This window comes from Enterobacter sp. DSM 30060 (assembly GCF_013375955.1).
In the GTDB taxonomy this organism is placed as follows: Bacteria; Pseudomonadota; Gammaproteobacteria; order Enterobacterales; family Enterobacteriaceae; genus Enterobacter; species Enterobacter intestinihominis.
In genome coordinates, this window is sequence record NZ_CP056118.1 from 3,661,219 (window position 1) to 3,679,318 (window position 18,100).

General features: G+C 54.1%; 15 protein-coding genes and 1 other RNA gene. 12 read left to right on the forward strand and 4 right to left on the reverse strand.

Annotated elements, in window-relative coordinates; translation table 11 throughout:
- Positions 1 to 179: 179 nt before the first annotated feature.
- From HWQ15_RS17420 to HWQ15_RS17430, 3 genes are all read left to right on the forward strand, one after another.
- Complete coding sequence (locus HWQ15_RS17420; protein ID WP_032624388.1) at positions 180 to 1,580, forward strand: MFS transporter; 1,401 nt, start codon at positions 180 to 182, stop codon at positions 1,578 to 1,580.
- Between the two features lie 3 nt (positions 1,581 to 1,583).
- Positions 1,584 to 3,959, forward strand: coding sequence for a glycoside hydrolase family 3 N-terminal domain-containing protein (locus HWQ15_RS17425; protein WP_063149635.1), 2,376 nt, complete (start codon positions 1,584 to 1,586; stop codon positions 3,957 to 3,959).
- A 358-nt stretch (positions 3,960 to 4,317) separates the two neighbouring features.
- Positions 4,318 to 4,524 carry a hypothetical protein gene (locus HWQ15_RS17430; protein ID WP_022647855.1) on the forward strand — a complete coding sequence of 69 codons (207 nt, stop codon included), beginning with the start codon at positions 4,318 to 4,320 and terminating at the stop codon, positions 4,522 to 4,524.
- Between the two features lie 400 nt (positions 4,525 to 4,924).
- Here the strand turns inward: HWQ15_RS17430 and rprA are convergent.
- An RNA gene (rprA, locus tag HWQ15_RS17435) (antisense sRNA RprA) lies at positions 4,925 to 5,032 on the reverse strand.
- Positions 5,033 to 5,241: 209 nt separating this feature from the next.
- Positions 5,242 to 6,357 (reverse strand): AI-2E family transporter YdiK, encoded by a 1,116-nt coding sequence (gene ydiK / locus HWQ15_RS17440; protein ID WP_022647856.1) that lies wholly within the window; start codon positions 6,355 to 6,357, stop codon positions 5,242 to 5,244.
- Between the two features lie 199 nt (positions 6,358 to 6,556).
- Here ydiK and HWQ15_RS17445 point away from each other — a divergent pair, with 199 nt between their 5' ends.
- From HWQ15_RS17445 to HWQ15_RS17455, 3 genes are all read left to right on the forward strand, one after another.
- Entirely contained in the window at positions 6,557 to 9,613 is a 3,057-nt protein-coding gene (locus tag HWQ15_RS17445) for an FAD-binding and (Fe-S)-binding domain-containing protein (RefSeq protein ID WP_063149636.1), read from the forward strand.
- Positions 9,610 to 10,020: a 1,4-dihydroxy-2-naphthoyl-CoA hydrolase gene (menI, locus tag HWQ15_RS17450; RefSeq protein ID WP_022647858.1), complete on the forward strand. Its 411-nt coding sequence runs from the start codon at positions 9,610 to 9,612 to the stop codon at positions 10,018 to 10,020. The genes HWQ15_RS17445 and menI overlap by 4 nt, the downstream gene beginning before the upstream one ends.
- Positions 10,021 to 10,105: 85 nt before the next feature.
- Positions 10,106 to 10,300, forward strand: a complete 195-nt coding sequence (locus tag HWQ15_RS17455) for a YdiH family protein (RefSeq protein WP_003857766.1) — start codon at positions 10,106 to 10,108, stop codon at positions 10,298 to 10,300.
- Positions 10,301 to 10,346: 46 nt separating this feature from the next.
- Here the strand turns inward: HWQ15_RS17455 and HWQ15_RS17460 are convergent, their stop codons facing one another.
- Positions 10,347 to 10,976: a helix-turn-helix domain-containing protein gene (locus HWQ15_RS17460; protein ID WP_038415908.1), complete on the reverse strand. Its 630-nt coding sequence runs from the start codon at positions 10,974 to 10,976 to the stop codon at positions 10,347 to 10,349.
- Between the two features lie 77 nt (positions 10,977 to 11,053).
- Entirely contained in the window at positions 11,054 to 11,713 is a 660-nt protein-coding gene (locus HWQ15_RS17465; protein ID WP_022647860.1) for a winged helix-turn-helix transcriptional regulator, read from the reverse strand.
- Positions 11,714 to 12,067: 354 nt separating this feature from the next.
- Here HWQ15_RS17465 and HWQ15_RS17470 point away from each other — a divergent pair, with 354 nt between their 5' ends.
- Genes HWQ15_RS17470 through HWQ15_RS17495 form a run of 6 tightly spaced genes read left to right on the forward strand, consistent with a single transcriptional unit; the run spans position 12,068 to position 18,072 of the window.
- A complete protein-coding gene (locus tag HWQ15_RS17470) occupies positions 12,068 to 12,598 on the forward strand; it encodes a fimbrial protein (RefSeq protein ID WP_022647861.1) in 531 nt (176 codons plus the stop codon).
- A 57-nt stretch (positions 12,599 to 12,655) separates the two neighbouring features.
- On the forward strand, positions 12,656 to 13,333 hold the full coding sequence (locus tag HWQ15_RS17475; protein ID WP_063149637.1) for a molecular chaperone: 678 nt from the start codon (positions 12,656 to 12,658) through the stop codon (positions 13,331 to 13,333).
- A 27-nt stretch (positions 13,334 to 13,360) separates the two neighbouring features.
- Positions 13,361 to 15,904 (forward strand): fimbria/pilus outer membrane usher protein, encoded by a 2,544-nt coding sequence (locus HWQ15_RS17480; RefSeq protein WP_063149638.1) that lies wholly within the window; start codon positions 13,361 to 13,363, stop codon positions 15,902 to 15,904.
- Position 15,905: 1 nt separating this feature from the next.
- Complete coding sequence (locus HWQ15_RS17485; protein ID WP_032676314.1) at positions 15,906 to 16,853, forward strand: fimbrial protein; 948 nt, start codon at positions 15,906 to 15,908, stop codon at positions 16,851 to 16,853.
- Between the two features lie 11 nt (positions 16,854 to 16,864).
- Positions 16,865 to 17,377, forward strand: coding sequence for a fimbrial protein (locus HWQ15_RS17490; protein ID WP_022647865.1), 513 nt, complete (start codon positions 16,865 to 16,867; stop codon positions 17,375 to 17,377).
- Between the two features lie 41 nt (positions 17,378 to 17,418).
- Positions 17,419 to 18,072: a LuxR C-terminal-related transcriptional regulator gene (locus tag HWQ15_RS17495; protein ID WP_063149639.1), complete on the forward strand. Its 654-nt coding sequence runs from the start codon at positions 17,419 to 17,421 to the stop codon at positions 18,070 to 18,072.
- Positions 18,073 to 18,100: the final 28 nt, after the last annotated feature.

The window sequence follows — 18,100 nt, forward strand, 5'->3', positions numbered from 1 at the left end:
TGCGAATATGCTCACCATCACAAATAAAGCAAAAAACCAAATATCATAATTTATCTGTTAATTTAGACAATTGTTAGTGGGCAGGGCGTTGCTAATACTTGAGCCTTACCGCGTACATCCGTCGGGATGATGCGCGACTGGTTGAAATACGTTTTAACCTGATAAAAAGGCAAATAACAATGACAATCTCCTCTGTATTACGTACCAAAGATAAAATAGGTTATGGCCTCGGTGATATGGCCAGCGCGCTGGTCTGGCAAACGGCAACGTTATTTCTCGCTTATTTCTATACGGACGTATTCGGTTTGCCGGCGGCCATTATGGGCACCATGTTTTTAGTGGTGCGCGTGATCGATGCGTTTGTCGATCCGTGCATTGGCGCGCTGGTGGACCGCACTCAGACCCGCCACGGTCGTTTTCGTCCCTGGCTACTCTGGTTTGCCATTCCGTTTGGCGTGAGCTGCCTGATTACCTTCTACGTACCGGATGCCGGGCAGACGGCGAAAATTGTCTATGCCTGCGTAACCTATGCCATCCTGAGCCTGATCTACTCCGCGATTAACGTTCCATACTGCGCCATGCCCGGCGCGCTGACGCTCGACCCGCGCGAGCGCCACTCGCTGCAATCCTGGCGCTTTGGCCTGTCGTTTATCGGCGGGTTGATTGTAACGGTCATCGCGCTGCCGCTGGTCTCATTATTAGGTCAGGGGAATGTGCAAAAAGGTTATTTCTATGCCATGAGCCTGATGGGGCTGCTGGGTATTGTTTTATTCTTCTGCTGCTTCTTTATGACCCGGGAGCGTTACTCGCCACGCAATGACACCTCCGGCTCGATGCTGACGGATTTAAAACTGCTGGCCGCCAACAGCCAGTGGCGAATTGTTTTTCTGTTTAATATTTTACTGTTAACCGCCGTCGTGACGCGTGGCTCTGCGACCATGTATTACGTTAACTATGTTCTGTTACGTCCTGAACTGGTCTTTGCCTTTATTGTTTCCGGCATGGTGGCATCCTTAAGCGGCGCATTATTATCTGAACGCCTGCTGGGGAAATTTGATCGCGTACGTGCCTATCAGTGGACCATTATTTCTTTCGTTATTTTTGGCGCGTTGATTTTCTTCATTCCTCCTTCGCAGGTGTGGCTGATATTCGGTCTGAATATTGTGTTTAGTTTTATTCAGAACCTGACCACGCCGCTGCAATGGACCATGTTCTCCGATGTGGTGGACTACGAAGAACACCGCAGCGGCCGCCGTCTGGACGGGCTGGTCTTTTCTACCGCCCTGTTTGCCATCAAGTTTGGGTTGGCGCTGGGTGGGGCGGTAGTCGGTTGGGTGCTGGGCATGGTGGATTACGCGCCCGGACAGGCAAACCAGGCGCCTCACGTCCTCGCAACCATCAATGCCCTGTTCACCCTGATCCCCTGCGCGCTGTTCCTCTGCATGGTGGCGCTCCTTGCTATCTACAAACTCAACAGCCGACTGGTGGATTCCATTGCCCGTGAGCTGGCCAGCAAGCGAGACATTCGAAACGATGCGGGGCAGCTCAGCCCGGTAACCCAATCCGCACTACAGGAGTAAACCATGACTGTGATCTACAAGGACGCGGGACGTCCCGTACACGAGCGTGTCGCTGATTTACTGGCGCGTATGACGCCGGAAGAGAAATTTGCCCAGATGCACGCGTACTGGCTGATCCTCGATGAACACGGCAGCCACCGCGAGCGCAGCGATTTGAGCGATGAGTTCGCCGGCGTGAGCGAACAGGCGTCCCTCAGCGAAAGGCTGAAGCTGGGCGTCGGGCAGATCACCCGTCCGCTCGGCACGCACATTGTTGATGCAAAAACCGGCGTGCGTGCCGCTAACCGCCTGCAACGTATGATGATGGAGGAGACCCGGCTCGGCATTCCGGCGCTGTTTCATGAGGAGTGTCTGGTGGGGCTGCTGTGCAAAGATGCAACCCTGTTCCCGTCGTCGCTGAACTACGGTTCCACCTGGGACCCGGCGCTGGTGCAGCGCGCGGCGGAGCAGATTGGCAACGAGGCCCGGTCTGTCGGGTGCCAGCAGGGGCTGGCCCCGGTGCTGGATGTCTCGCGCGATGTGCGCTGGGGACGGACGGAAGAGACCTTTGGGGAAGATCCGTGGCTGGTAGGGGTGATGGCGACGGCGTACGTGAAGGGGTTGCAGGGCGATAAGCGCGATCTGCTGGCGACCCTGAAACATTACGTGGGGCACTCCTTCAGCGAAGGGGCGCGCAACCATGCGCCGGTCCATCTGGGTTTCAGCGAGCTAAACGATACCTTCCTGCTACCGTTTGAGATGGCGGTGAAGCTGGCCAACGCCGGTTCGGTGATGCCGGCCTATCATGACATCGATAATCAGCCAGGGCACAGCGACCATTTCCTGCTCACCACCGTGCTGCGTGAACAGTGGGGCTTCGACGGCATTATTGTCGCGGATTACGGCGGCGTCAGCCTGCTGCACCAGCACCATGGGATTTCTCACGATCCCGCAGAATCGGCGGCGCTGGCGTTTAACGCCGGGCTGGACGTGGAATTGCCGAAGGATGACTGCGCGCGTCATCTGGCGGAAGCGGTAGAGCGTGGGCTTATCTCATTGGCGAAAGTGGATGAGATTGTGGCGCGCGTGCTAAGTGAAAAATTCCGTCTCGGGCTGTTTGAAAAACCGTACGCCGACGAAAAAGGTATCGATTTGCAGAATGAGGCGACCCGGCAGGTGGCGCGCGAGGTGGCAACAAAATCGATCACGCTGCTGGAAAATAACGGCATTTTGCCCCTCGGCGGAAAACCCCGTGTAGCGGTAGTGGGGCCGACGGCGGACGATCCGCTGGCGTTGCTGAGCGGCTACAGCTTCCCGGTTCACCTGATCATCAGTGATATGGTTGAAGAGACCTCGCAGGTGACAACCCCGCGCGCGGCGCTGGAACAGTACCTTGGCGCATCGCAGATACGTTACGCCAAAGGGTGCCACATTATCGAAAAACGGATGGCGGGTGCGCCGGTGTTCCCGGGCGACAGCGGCGGTAAACCGATGCAGCAATCGCCGGTTTCACAACGCACGGATTTGATCCCCGAAGCCGTGAGCGCGGCAAAAGAGAGTGACGTGGTGGTGGCCTGCGTGGGCGACCTCGCCGGGCTATTCCAGAGCGGCACCGTGGGGGAAGGATCGGATACCGATTCGCTGAATCTGCCGGGCGTGCAGCAACAGCTGCTTGAGGAGCTGGTGGCAACCGGCAAGCCGGTAATTGTCGTCATGACGGGCGGGCGTCCTTATAACCTTCAGGGGCTGGAAGAGAAGGTGGCCGCGCTGATGATGGCCTGGGCGCCGGGGCAGGAAGGGGGCTGGGCGATTGCCGATATCTTAACCGGCCGCGCGGAGCCGCAGGGCAGGCTGGTAGTCAGCGTGCCGAAAAACGCCGGGGCGATGCCGTACTACTATAACCACAAGCTGAAAAGCGGCGGCACGCCGTTTGCGTTCCATTTCGGCGCACTTTACCCGTTCGGTTACGGTCTTGGCTGGACGCAGTTTCGCTGGAGTGCGGCGCGTCTCGCTGAAAGCCACGTCCCGGTCGACGGAGAGGTGGTGTTAAGCGTCGATGTCAGTAACATCGGGGAGCGCAGCGGCAGCGAAGTAATACAGGTGTACGTGCGTGACAAAGTCGCGACGCAGGTTCGTCCGCTTCAGGAGCTGAAAGCGTTTCAACGCGTTACGCTTTCACCGGGAGAAACCGCCACCCTGACCTTTACCTTGCCGGTGGAGATGTTTAATTTCACCCGCCGGGACGGGAAGCGAATTGTCGAGCCAGGGGAATTTGAGCTACAGGTTGGCGCGTCCTCGGCGGATATTCGCGAGGTGGTGAACGTGCAGGTGAGCGGGGAGACGCGGGTGCTGGAGGGGGAATGGCAGATGTTGAGTAGGAGTGAAATTTGTAAAAATTAATATTCAGGACTCGCCTGGCCACAAAGGCGAGTCCTCTTTCAAGCAATTAAAAGAAGAAAATGAACTTACAAAGCACTAATAACTTAAAAAAATAGTTCGCATAAGAATAGTCTTAGCCGCCTTGCTCTGAGCCTGGAACTGATATAGCTACTCCTCACCGTCTGCTGGTTGCAGGACTGCGCCAGATAGCCTGATAGGTTTGATGAGCTATAAAAGATGAAATTTAAATGAAGATACGGACTCTGTCTGATTTAAGTTCCCTGTGCAACGGCTACATGACAACGCAATGCAGGGAAAACGAAGACCTACAGTGCATAGCGTCAGAACTCAGGATTCAATAAGTAACTGGAGAGGTTAAGTGGTTGTAGATATTTCGGTGTTATTCATTATTCTTTTAATGATTGTGTGCGCCCTGATTTATCGCCTTTCTGTCATGGAAGATAAGTTGTTAGCAATGGAGTTAAGACACGCTACGGAAGTCAACGCAGCGCGTAGAGAAGGGTATATAAACTGCATGAATCTTCATGCTCAGGTTGAAAAAAGTATAAAAGATAAAGCTAAATGATGGCGTTTTTAGGAACGCCAGTTTGGCTGTTATATCATTTACTGTGCTTGCCTTGATGTTTATCTTTTTTCTTATGGCGGGAAAATAACCCACATAACTATTATTGACAGAAGAAAAAGGTGCAGGCGCTGCTCCTGGAGTGGTCAGCCGCCTTAAACGTGGTGATGCTCATTACAACGTGAACGTGCTCGCGCTGATGAACGGGCAGAGGCTACTAATAATTCAGAGTAAAAGGAACACCTGGCGGTACGAGAAAGATATTCAGTAGATAGTGAAATGGCATATGCTTATGACGTATGGAACTAAACAGTAAAACTCTTTCATCACTATTCATCCGTCTGTAATGAACGGTTTTTTCGTTTAAAACACGCCTAAATCCTGTGCGTTCAGCATAAGGTAAATAAAAAAAAGCCCATCGTGGGAGATGGGCAAAGACTACACACAGCAATTCGTTGTTTCACTCAGGGGATTTCCATGCTTATAAATCAAGGTGTTGATTTATAACCGTGTCTTAATAGTAGGCATGCCAACTTTATGAGTCGATCGGATTCGTCTCAATAGTTAAAGGGAGGTAAAGATTTCTTGAAGAGAATGACGGTTTTAGGCATGAAAAGGCGGGTCTGACCAGTGTGCAGAGAATAAATAGTTTAGCAACGTTTAAGTATTCCTGCGAAGAGTGTAGGCCGGGTAAGCGTTAGCGCCACCCGGCAAAGGTTATTACTGCGCGTTCTTATCTTCCAGCTCTTCAAGTTCGCTTAAGATGAGGTCCGGATCGGTTCCGGGTGGCGGCACTTCATGCACCCAGGCAGAGAAGAGACGCCAGGTTACCGCAAGCAGCACCGGACCGATAAACAGGCCAATCATGCCGAAGGCAATCAACCCCCCGATCACCCCGGACAGGATCAGAATCAGCGGCAGATCAGCGCCCATGCGGATGAGGAGAGGACGAATCACGTTATCCATGGTGCCCACCACGCAACTCCAGACCAGCAGCACCGTGCCCCAGGTCGTGTCCCCCGTCCAGTAAAGCCAGATAATGCAGGGAACCAGCACCAGCAGCGGACCAAGCTGTGCCAGACAGGTCATCAGCATGACAACGGTGAAAATGGTGGCATAAGGTACGCCGGAAACCGCCAGCCCGATGCCGCCAAGCACAGCCTGCACCAGCGCTGTGACCACCACGCCGAGCGCTACCGCGCGAACGGCCTGGGCTGCCAGCAGCACGGCCGCATCGCCGCGTTTACCTGCCAGCCGGGTGGCGAAATGGCGTACCCCCAGCGCAACCTGCTCGCCGCGCCAGTACAGCAGGGCGCTGAAGACCAGCATCAACGTACAGTGCATCATGAAGCGACCAATATGCGCAGCCTGCCCGACAAACCAGGTGGTGGTTGTACCGATGTACGGGCGCACTTTGGCCATCAGGGCGCTACCGCCCATCTCCAGCAGGCTGTGCCAGCCGCTGTATAGTTTTGCGCCCACAACAGGAATGCTGTTCAGCCACGCGAGATCCGGCAGCGTCATGTCACCGCTGGTGACCGCGCGAATAACCGGGCCGCTGCTGTCAACCAGGCTGTTAACCAGCAGCGCAATGGGAATAATAAACAGCAGGAACAGCAGCAGCGTCATCACCAGCACGGCAAGGCCGCGGCGACCAAACAGCAGTTTCTGCAAACGTAAGAGTAAAGGCCAGGTTGCGACCACGACGGTCGCGGCCCAGGCAAATCCGAGCACGAAAGGACGAACAATCCACAGACACGCAATAATCATAATGGCTAAGAACAGCACCGACAGCAGTATCTGTGCGACATCCCTGGGCTGACGAAGATTGACCATAAACGAAACTTTCCTTAAATGAACACCAGCAAGGCTGATGGGAATATAAACCGCATCTCTCTAATCATTAGTGATTTCAGCGATTTTTGACAGGCGGATTTTGCCCGTAATTCTACGAAGCACATAAGAAAAAAATGTGATAAAACTTTCCAGACACAACGCAAACGATTTCACACTATTCTCATTAGGGTCGACAGCAATGATCCCACAGATTTCTCAGGCACCGGGCGTCGTTCAACTGGTGCTTAATTTTTTGCAGGCACTGGAGCAACAGGGTTTTACAGGTGATACCGCCACCGATTATGCCGACAGGCTGACGATGGCAACCGATAACAGTATTTACCAGCTTCTTCCCGATGCCGTCGTTTTCCCGCGCTCTACCGCCGATGTGGCCCTCATCGCCCGTCTGGCGTCGCAGGAGCGTTTCAGCTCCCTGGTCTTTACCCCGCGCGGCGGCGGGACGGGCACCAATGGGCAGGCGCTGAACCAGGGCATCATCGTTGATATGTCCCGCTATATGAATCGCATCATTGAGATCAACCCGGAAGAGGGGTGGGTGCGTGTGGAAGCGGGGGTAATCAAAGATCAGCTGAATCAGTTTTTAAAACCGTATGGCTATTTTTTTGCGCCCGAGCTTTCCACCAGTAACCGCGCAACCCTTGGCGGGATGATCAACACCGATGCCTCAGGGCAGGGCTCGCTGGTCTACGGCAAAACCTCCGATCACGTCATGGGTGTGCGGGCGGTGCTGCTGGGGGGCGATATTCTCGATACCCAGCCGTTGCCGGTCGAACTGGCTGAAACGCTGGCAAAAGAGAGCACCACCAGCGGACGGATTTATCGCACCGTGCTGGAGCGCTGCCGCGAAAATCGCGAACTGATCCTCGACAAATTCCCGAAGCTCAATCGCTTCCTGACGGGCTACGATCTGCGCCATGTCTTTAATGACGATCTGAGCCAGTTCGATCTTACCCGCATACTGACCGGGTCAGAAGGGACGCTGGCCTTTATCACCGAAGCGCGTCTGGATATCACCCCGCTGCCGAAGGTGCGCCGTCTGGTGAACGTCAAATACAACTCCTTTGACTCCGCGCTGCGTAATGCCCCGTTTATGGTGGAGGCGCGGGCGCTGTCGGTGGAAACCGTTGATTCAAAAGTACTGAACCTGGCCCGGGAAGATATTGTCTGGCATTCGGTGAGCGAACTGATTACCGACGTGCCGGATAAAGAGATGCTCGGTCTGAACATCGTCGAGTTCGCCGGCGATGACGCAGAGCTGATTGAGAGCCAGGTGAGCACGCTCTGCCAGCGTCTGGATGAGCTGATTGCACAGGGGGAAGGCGGCGTCATTGGCTGGCAGCTGTGTAACGACCTCTCCGGCATCGAGCGAATCTACGCGATGCGTAAAAAGGCGGTGGGGCTGCTCGGTAACGCGAAAGGGGCGGCGAAGCCGATTCCATTTGCGGAAGATACCTGCGTGCCGCCGGAGCATCTGGCGGATTATATTGTGGAGTTTCGTGCGTTGCTCGACAGCCATGGTCTGAGCTATGGCATGTTCGGGCACGTTGACGCGGGTGTGCTACACGTGCGCCCGGCGCTGGACATGTGTGATCCGCAGCAGGAGATCCTGATGAAGGAGATCTCCGACGAGGTCGTGGCCCTTACGGCCAAATATGGCGGTTTGTTATGGGGAGAGCATGGCAAAGGATTCCGCGCCGAGTACAGCCCGGCGTTTTTTGGCGAACAACTCTACGCCGAGCTGCGTAAGGTGAAAGCCGCTTTTGATCCTGATAACCGTCTTAACCCGGGTAAAATCTGCCCGCCAGAGGGCGTTGATGCGCCGATGTTGCAGGTAGACGCCGTCAAGCGCGGCACCTATGACCGACAAATTCCGATTGCGGTTCGCGCTTCCTGGCGCGGCGCGATGGAGTGCAACGGCAACGGGCTGTGCTTCAACTTCGATGTGAAAAGCCCGATGTGTCCGTCGATGAAAATCACCAGCAACCGCATCCACTCCCCAAAAGGACGTGCGACGCTGGTGCGCGAATGGCTGCGCCTGCTGGCCGACCGCGGCATTGACCCGCTCAAGCTGGAACAGGAGCTGTCGGAAAAACGCGCCAGCCTGCGCGGGCTCATCGAACGGACCCGCAACAGCTGGCATGCGAATAAAGGCGAATACGATTTCTCGCATGAGGTGAAAGAGGCGATGTCCGGCTGCCTGGCGTGCAAGGCGTGTTCAACCCAGTGCCCGATTAAAATTGACGTGCCGGAATTCCGTTCCCGCTTCCTCCAGCTGTACCACACGCGTTATCTGCGCCCGATGCGCGATCATCTGGTGGCAACGGTGGAGAGTTACGCGCCGCTAATGGCTCGTGCGCCAAAAACCTTTAACTTCTTTATCAATCAGCCGCTGGTGCGCAAACTGTCTGAAAAACATATCGGCATGGTGGATCTGCCGCTGCTGTCGGTGCCATCGCTCCAGCGTCGGCTGGTGGGGCACCGCTCGGCGAACATGACCCTGGAACAACTGGAAGCATTAAGCCCTGAGCAGAAAGCGAAGGTGGTGCTGGTGGTGCAGGATCCGTTTACCAGCTATTACGATGCGCAGGTGGTGGCTGATTTTGTCCGTCTGGCAGAGAAAATTGGCTACCAGCCGGTGGTACTGCCGTTCTCGCCGAACGGCAAGGCGCAGCACATTAAAGGTTTCCTGACCCGCTTCGCGAAAACCGCGCAGAAAACTTCAGATTTCCTGAATCGCGTGGCGCAGCTCGATATGCCAATGGTGGGCGTCGATCCGGCGCTGGTGCTCTGTTACCGGGATGAATATAAGCAGACGCTCGGCGATAAGCGCGGTGATTTTCAGGTCTTACTGGTGCATGAGTGGCTGCCTTCGGTGCTGAAGCAAACGGCCCCTCAGGAGGTCAGCGGAGAATCCTGGTACCTGTTTGGGCACTGCACTGAAGTGACCGCGCTGCCGACGGCGCCTGCCCAGTGGGCTTCTATCTTCGCCCGCTATGGCGCGAAGCTGGAAAGCGTCAACGTGGGTTGCTGCGGTATGGCCGGAACCTACGGTCATGAAGTCAAAAACCACGCTAACTCGCTCGGCATTTACGAGCTGTCGTGGCACCAGGCAATGCAGCGCCTGCCGCGTAACCGCTGTCTGGCGACGGGCTACTCCTGCCGCAGCCAGGTGAAACGGGTGGAAGGTAACGGCGTTCGCCATCCCTTGCAGGCTTTACTGGAGATTATCGGATGATCTGGAAACGTGCGGTCACTCTGCAGGCCTTAAATGCCATGGGTGCAGAAAACATGGTCGGTTTGCTGGATATCCAGTTTACGCGCATTGGCGATACCGAACTTGAAGCGACGATGCCTGTAGACAGCCGTACTCATCAACCGTTTGGCCTGCTGCACGGCGGCGCGTCCGTCGTGCTGGCCGAAACGCTGGGGTCGGTCGCAGGTTACCTGTGTACGGAAGGGGAGCAGAAGGTGGTCGGGCTGGAGGTCAATGCCAACCACATCCGCTCCGTTCGCAGCGGGCGCGTGCGCGGTGTTTGCCGCGCACTGCACGCCGGAAGTCGTCATCAGGTGTGGCAGATTGATATTCTGGACGAGCAGGATCGCCTGTGTTGTTCATCCAGACTGACGACGGCCGTTGTGTAAAGTTTCCGAATGTCTTGCTTTTGGTCAAAAATTAGCCGCCTGATTGTGATATGCTGGTCACGTTTTGAACATAAGCGAGGACATCATGGATACTGAAATAACCCCAACACAGCTGGCAATTGAATATTTACGTCGCGATAAAAGCAATCTGTCTCCGGCGCAGTACCTGAAAAAGCTGAAACAACTTGAGCTGGAATTTACGGATTTGCTGGCGCTCTCTTCAAACGAGCTGAAAGAAGAGATCTACTTTGCCTGGCGGTTGGGCGTTCACGTCCATTGAGCAGTGAAGAAAAGGCCGCCCGCGCGGCCTTTTTTGTGACTGAAACTCAGTATTTGGCAGGCAGTTTGTTAATTTTAATGAGCCGGCCTTCTTCCATTTCGATGAACCCGCCCGTTTTCAGGTCAGCCAGTATCCGCATTACGCCGCTGCGGGAAAGCCGGGTTTTATCCCGGATGTACCTTTCCGCCGTCACGCTGCGTCGGTAGTTGTCATCTTCCTGCATCAGCATCATGAGCTGCTGACGAATCATCTCGTAAGCCGTTGGCGCACCTTTCGGCATGACGTTGTGATAAAGGCGGTTATAGACAAACATCAGATGATTAGAAAGCAGCCCCCATAACGCCTTCTCTTTGATAACTTCTGCCACCCGATCGGTTGCTAGCACGCCGATCAGGCATGGCGTCACCGTTTTGAGATAATCGTTAAAATATATGTCCGTCAGGTTAGCGAGACCAAACAGGGCGGGACTGCGCGCGGTGGTAAGCATCATGTCGTCGCTTCTTCTGTATATCGCGATTGTGCCCTCGAGAATTAAATAACACATACTCTGCCCGTTAACCTGGAGATCAAGTTGCTCACCGGGATCGGTTTTATGCGTGGTGCAGTGCGGCTGTAAGTGGGAAATCAGTTCCTGGGCATAGGGAGAGCCGCGATGCGATGGTTTGTCAGAAGACATAGCGTTAACCTGGAAAGAGACTGTACTTTCTATAGTGTCGCTCTTATTTTCCACCTTCTCCAGAGATAAAAACAACCTCAGTACTTGCGGGGTAAGTGATGGATCTCGATTAGCACGCCGCGCTCCATAGTGATGTATTTCCCCGTCCGCAACTCCGCCAGGATCCGCATAATGCCGCTGCGTGAAAGATAGGTGCGGCTTTTGATATAGGCTGCGGCGGTAATGCTCTGTCTTATGGCTTCCGGCTCCTGCATCAGTTCTACCAGCTGAAAGCGGATAATGTCGTAAGCCGACATCTGCGATATCTGGGCACAATGTTCGTAAACGCGCGATGCGGTATAGATCAGCAGGTTCGAGAAGGACTCCCATAAATTCTGTTGCGCGACTACGTGATTAAAACGCTCCAGCGTAACGCTAGCCACCTCTGAAGTTTCCAGCGCTCTGACGTAGAGGTGCTCAGAAGAAAACTGGCTGCTCACGCCGAGTATAAAAGGTGCGGATTCGGAATTTAAGACGATACCGTCACCTCGGCGATGCAATGCCACGCTGCCATGTAACAGTAAAAAGCACTGGCGGATATCACCGGAATAATAATGGATGACTTCACCTTTAGCCATGATGCATCTTTCCGTATGCGGCAAAACATTATCGATTATTTTTTCAATGTGCTTAAGAGGCTTAGCGCCAAGCACTGTTGTTATTTCATTGCCTGAAACGGGCGCAATACGGGTGTTCATAAGAGGCCTCATACACTGATGCGATCATTTTTTGATCGACATAAAGAATTATCTTAAAAAACAGTTAGTCAGGGAATATTTTCGTCGAGTCTAATTATAGACTTGCGTATTAATGAGTGTTAATTAGTTGAATTTGAAACATTTTTGACTTAGGTCTAAAAGTAGACCGGGGACTTTATTGTTAAGATATTTCCAAAGTAATTTGTTTTGTTTTTGTTAAAAGAGAGTCTACAGCTAGACCCTAAAATCGATTGTGCGTAGAAAAAGAGTTGTATAAATTTTGATTCGTCGAAAGGGGTTTTATTTCTGCAACTGAATATCGGTAATAAATAAAGTAATACAGGAAAGATAATTATGAATAAAAAATTGATGATGGCAATGTTAGCGGCAGGTTCTGTACTCACCATGACCAATGCATTTGCAGCGGCAGGTACCGTTAATTTTAACGGAAATATTCTGGATTCTGCCTGCGACGTAGATGTGGCATCTCAGAACCAGGTGGTGGTATTGGGCGATTATTATAAAACGGAATTCCCGACGGCGGGAGCCAGAACGGCTGCGACGCAGTTTAATATTATTTTGAAAAACTGTCCTGTGACGGTCACTAATGCAAAAGTCCGTTTTGACGGTACGCCGGATTTAACCAACGCCAGCCTGCTGGCGATTGATACGTCCGTGGCGGGGGCGGCCACAGGGGTAGCGATTAACCTGATGACTGCAGATAAAGCCGATCTGCCGCTGTACGGCAGCAACAGCTATACCTACGCGCTCAGCAGTACGGCTGATAATACACTGAACTTCTACGCGCAGTATATCTCCACCGCAGCGTCCGTGACCGCGGGCCCGGCTAACTCGGTCGCGAACTTCTCAGTGGTTTACAACTAAGTCATTGGCAGTAATTAGCAGGGGGCTTCCCGGCCCCTTGTTTTATGAGGTATTGAAATGCGTTTTATAACGACAACTGGCCTGGCGATGGCGCTGTTATCGCTGACGTTAACATCCGCCAGTGCTGGAGTAGTTATTGGCGGCACCCGCATTATTTTCGATGGGGCAAAAAAAGAAGCGTCAATAAGTATCACCAATCCTGATGACGTTCCTTATTTAATCCAGTCGTGGATTGATGTTCAGGATGGGCAATCCGGTAAAGCGCCTTTTATTATTACGCCTCCGCTGTATCGGCTGGATGGCGGGCAAAAAAACCTTGAGCGTATTGTCATGACAGGCTCGCTGTCTCAGGGGCAGGAGAGTTTATTCTGGCTGAACATTAAAGCTATTCCATCAGCCTCAAAGCAGATGAACTCGCTGCAAATTGCCGTCAAAACGCGGATTAAACTTATTTATCGGCCAGAGAGCCTTCGTGCGTCTACCCCTGAGGAACAAACCAACAAATTAACCTGGCATCGTGCGGGAAATGCTCTGCAGGTAAATAACCCAACGCCGTACGTTATCAATTTCAATGAAATAACGGTCGGGGGTAAAAAACTTGATGATGTCACGTACGTAATGCCTTCAGGCTCAGTTCGTTTCCCGTTACCGAATGGGACCAATGGCAATACGCTGACGTTTAAAGTCATTAACGATTATGGCAATCCTGGCGAATTACACCGGGCCAGTTTGTGATCCCTTTGCATTAATCGGGTGCTCGTCATGACAACGGCATTTAATACAGTGCAGCCTGCGCGCCTGGCAATATTCATTGCCCTCGCGCTTGCGGGTTTCTCTCCCACACTGTGGGCCAGTGAGACGTTTAATACGGAACTGGTAGAACTGGATAATCCCGGAATGGGAAAAGCGGATTTATCTGCCTTTGAATCCGGCTCGCAGGCGCCCGGGACGTACCACGTGGATATTATTCTTGACGAGCGGCTGCTGGAAACGCGGGATATTCGTTTCATGGCAGTGAAGGATGCTAACGGCAGTGAAACGTTGCAGCCGTGCCTGAGTATCAGGCAGTTAAAAGCGTGGGGCGTGAAAACGGCGCTTTTCCCGCAGCTCGACGCCGGGCAAGGAGAATGCGCCGATCTCAAGGCGATTCCACAGGCCAGCGCGGACTTCCAGTTTGGCGCCCAGCGTCTGGCAATCAGCATCCCACAGGCGGCCATAGATCTGCCAGCGAGAGGTTACGTTCCGCCGGAGATGTGGGATGAAGGCATTACCGCGGCTATGCTCAACTACAGCCTGAGCGGCGCGAACAGCCGGGCAAGAAGCGGGGCAGGCACCCGCAGCGACAGTCAGTATGCAAACCTGCGACCGGGGATCAACGTCGGTCCCTGGCGGTTACGCAACTACACCACCTGGTCCCGCGATGCGTCCGGCCAGGATAAGTGGGACAATGTCTATACCTTGATGCAGCGCGCGATTATTCCCCTGCAAGCCCAGCTTACGCTCGGAGACAGTTCCGCCCCTGCCGATGTCTTTGACAGCATGCCTTTTCGCGGCGTCCAGCTGGCGTCCGACGACGATATGTTACCGGATTCCCTGAAAGGCTATGCGCCGGTGGTGCGCGGTATTGCGCGAACTAACGCGCAGGTCGTGGTGCGTCAGAATGGCTATCAAATCTACCAAAGCTATGTGGCGCCGGGCGCGTTTGAGATCGCGGATATGTATCCCACCGGCGGCGCGGGCGATCTTGATGTCACGATCGTCGAAGCTGATGGCAGTGAGCAACATTTCACCCTGCCGTACGCTTCGCTGCCGGTCCTGCAACGGGAGGGGCGCCTGAAATATGCCCTTACCGCCGGGCAGTATCGATCGTATAACCGTAGCGTGGAGAAAACCCCCTTCGGGCAACTGACCGGAATCTACGGCCTCCCTTACGGCCTCACGCTCTATGGAGGCGTTCAGGGGGCAGATAAGTACCAGTCGGCGGCTCTGGGGGTGGGCAAGAACATGGGCGATTTCGGGGCGATATCCGCAGACCTCACCCAGGGCTGGTCAACGCCGGAGCATGCCGCGAAAACAAGCGGTCAGTCGTGGCGGGCCCGATACAGCAAGAATTTTATTAATACCGGGACGAACTTTTCGATTGCCGGGTATCGCTACTCGACCCGCGGCTATTACGGGATGCAGGAGGTCCTCGATTCGTACGGCGACAGCAGCGCGCTTCAGGACAGGCGACGTAACCGTGCCGAGCTGACGATGAGCCAGACGCTGGGGGACAACCTGGGCGCGCTTACCCTCAGTGCGGCGCAGGAAGATTACTGGAATGACGGTAAGTCGATGGCTTCGTGGAGCGTCGGCTATAGCAACTACTGGCACAACATCAGCTATGGCCTGACATGGACCTACAGCAAAAATGTCCGCTCAGCGTCAGAAACCCACGACAACCAAAAAAACGCTGACCACGACCAGCTTCTGGCGTTCAACATCAGCATTCCGCTGGATAAATTTTTGCCGCAGACATGGGCGAACTATGGCATGAACGCCAGCAGGAATAACGGGATGACACACAGCATCGGTCTGAACGGGGTGGCTCTCGAAAACCGAGCCCTGAACTGGAACGTGCAGCAGGGATACGGCACAGAGGGCGTGGGCTATACCGGCAGCGTTAACGCGGACTACAGAGGCACCTATGGCGAAGCCACGGCGGGGTATGGTTATGACAAAAACAGTGAACGCCTGAATTACGGGCTACAAGGCGGCATTCTCGCCCATGCTGATGGCATCACGCTTTCTCAGCCGCTGGGGGAGACCAACGCCTTAATTAAAGCGCCTGGCGCCCACGGCGTGGATATCCGCAATCAGCCCGGTGTACGGACAGATGTTCGCGGTTATACGGTCGTGAGCAACCTTTCGGTCTACCGAAAAAACGATCTCACTCTCGATCCGGAAAATATGCCGGAGGATGTCGAACTGGAGATCAACACCCGCACGGTGACGCCGACGCGGGGAGCGGTGGTGAGAGCCGATTATTTGCCGAAGTCGGGTCGCCGGGTGCTGATGACCTTGACCGACAACGAACGCGCCGTTCCGTTTGGGGCGGTGGTCACCCTTGTCGGTGATGAGAGCAGCAGTTTTATTGTGGGCGATCGCGGCCAGGTTTATTTAACCGGTATGCGCGAGGAGGGGACGTTAGTCGCAACATGGGGGAGTCAGCCCAGCCAGCAATGCCGCGCTGATTTCAGCCTGCCGACACACTCAACATTCGGTGGGATCGCTGACATGCGCGCCTCCTGCCGTCAGGAACGTTAACATGAAATGGCTTATCGTGATTTTGCTTCTCTGTTTGCTCGCGGCGGGAAACCTCGCCCGTGCCGGTACGTGCACCACCATCACGCCGCAGCTGTCAACCCTGTCCGTGGGGACGATTAACGTGCAGCGTGATGCGCCTGTCGGCACGGTGGTCTTTTCCGGCGCGGCGACAGCCACCGGTTCCTATCTTACTGGATGTGCTAATCCGCTGATGCTGGGATTCAGCATGCGCTACAACAGCGCCACGTTGAGCAGCTACGGCAATCATGTTTACAACACTAACGTCAGCGGGATAGGCATACGCTTTTCCTCCAACGCCTATTTTGAAAACCCGAGCAATACGTTCTCGTACAATGCGCAGACCTCCTATGTCGACTGGTATGGCGGGAGGATTGAGCTGGTGGTGACTGGCCCGGTCTCATCGGGGGCGTTAACCCCGGGGGCGATCGGCGTCGTGACGCTTCAGGGGAGCGACGGCATCTATCGTGACGGCCTGACCACGCAGCTCACCGCCGGAACCATTAATGCCATGGCGTGCACGGTGAATACGTCACAGCTGACGTTTCCGATCGGGGATATCCCCGCCTCGGCGTTCGGCACTGTGGTGGGCACCACGCCAGCGGGAGCACAGAACACGCAAAACCTGGGCTTAACTTGCGCCGCCGGAACCAATATTACGGTCTCGCTCAGTGGAATACAGAATCCGGACAGCGCCAATACCAGCGTGATGGCCTTAACCGGGCAGGGAAATGCCGGCACCGCAAAAGGGGTTGGGGTGCAGCTTATCTATAACGGTGTGCCGCTGGTGATGAACAGCCGACTATTCTTGCGGCAGTCTGCCGGCGGGCAAGAGACATTGCCGTTAACGGCCCGATATTACCAGACGTTGAACCGCGTGGAGTCAGGTTCAGCAAATGCCTCCGCCACCCTTAATTTGACCTATCAGTAGCAGGTACGAAGATGAAAATAATATACGGGACACTGCTGTTACTGGCTTTACTCAGCGGGAAGGCTTTCACCGCTGATAGCGTCAACATCGGTGTGACGGGAAATATCGTTGCGTCGCCGTGCATATTTAATGGCGGGAGTAACAGCCTCGATGTCAATCTGGGCAATATTCAGGCAACCAATATGGCGACGCCGGGCTCAACATCGGATCCGGTGCCATTTAGTCTGCTGTTCACCCAGTGCCCAACGGGAACGCAAAGTGTGACCGTCTCTTTTACCGGCAGCCCCGATCCCGCGGCGGGCGCGGACTATTTTATGAACAGCGGTTCGGCCACGCACGTGGCGATAGCCATGCGCGATGCCCAAACGGGTACGCTTAAAGGAACAGGCTCTGGCATGACTCAAACTATTGGTGCCGACAGAACCGCGACAATGGCTATGCAGGCCTCGGTTAAATCCGTGACGGGTGGCGTCACGCCGGGAAGCATCAGTGCAGTTGTGGTGATGACGATGCAGTACAACTGAGCGCCGGTGATATGCCTTTTTTAAAGACGTTGGTATGAGCTATGTTAAATATTCTGATTCAGGAAACCGATCTATTTTTTCAGGCTGGGCTACATGAATTTTTCGAGGATTTTTTTAAACATAACTTTCATCGTGCCATCACATTTAACCTGGCGCTGACCCATGAAAACGTCAGTCAGGCCGATATTATTGTCCTGTCATTATGCCAGGGTGAAACACTGACCTGTTTTCCCGAGTTACTCGCCCGGCAAAAAGGGATTGTGCTAGGGTTTGTCGACGATGAACTGCGCTTTTCGGCGTTGCCCTCCTGCTTTCAGGACATTATTTTTCTCCCTCGCCGTGCATCGCTTGATCGTATCAGTGGCGTACTGTTTATCGCGTGGTTCAGGACGCAATTACCGGGTTACACATGGACTAAACATAACTGCTTCGACTGCCAGCATAAAGGGTTATCCCGGCAACAAATTCGTATTCTGGTCAATTTTTACCGAGGGCTGTCGGTAGTGCAGACCGCTCAGGCGCTGGAGATGAGTCAGAAAACGGTCTTAACCCATAAATATATGCTGATGCAAAAATTTAATCTGCGAAGCGATTACGAGCTGATCGTACTGTTGAGAAGGCTGATGGAGAAAAAGAACCGTCCGAACCTGCTTCGCGATTACCTGGAAAATAATTATGCAGAACAGATAGCGTAAAACGTCAGCGGATAGCTGGCCGGGCAGT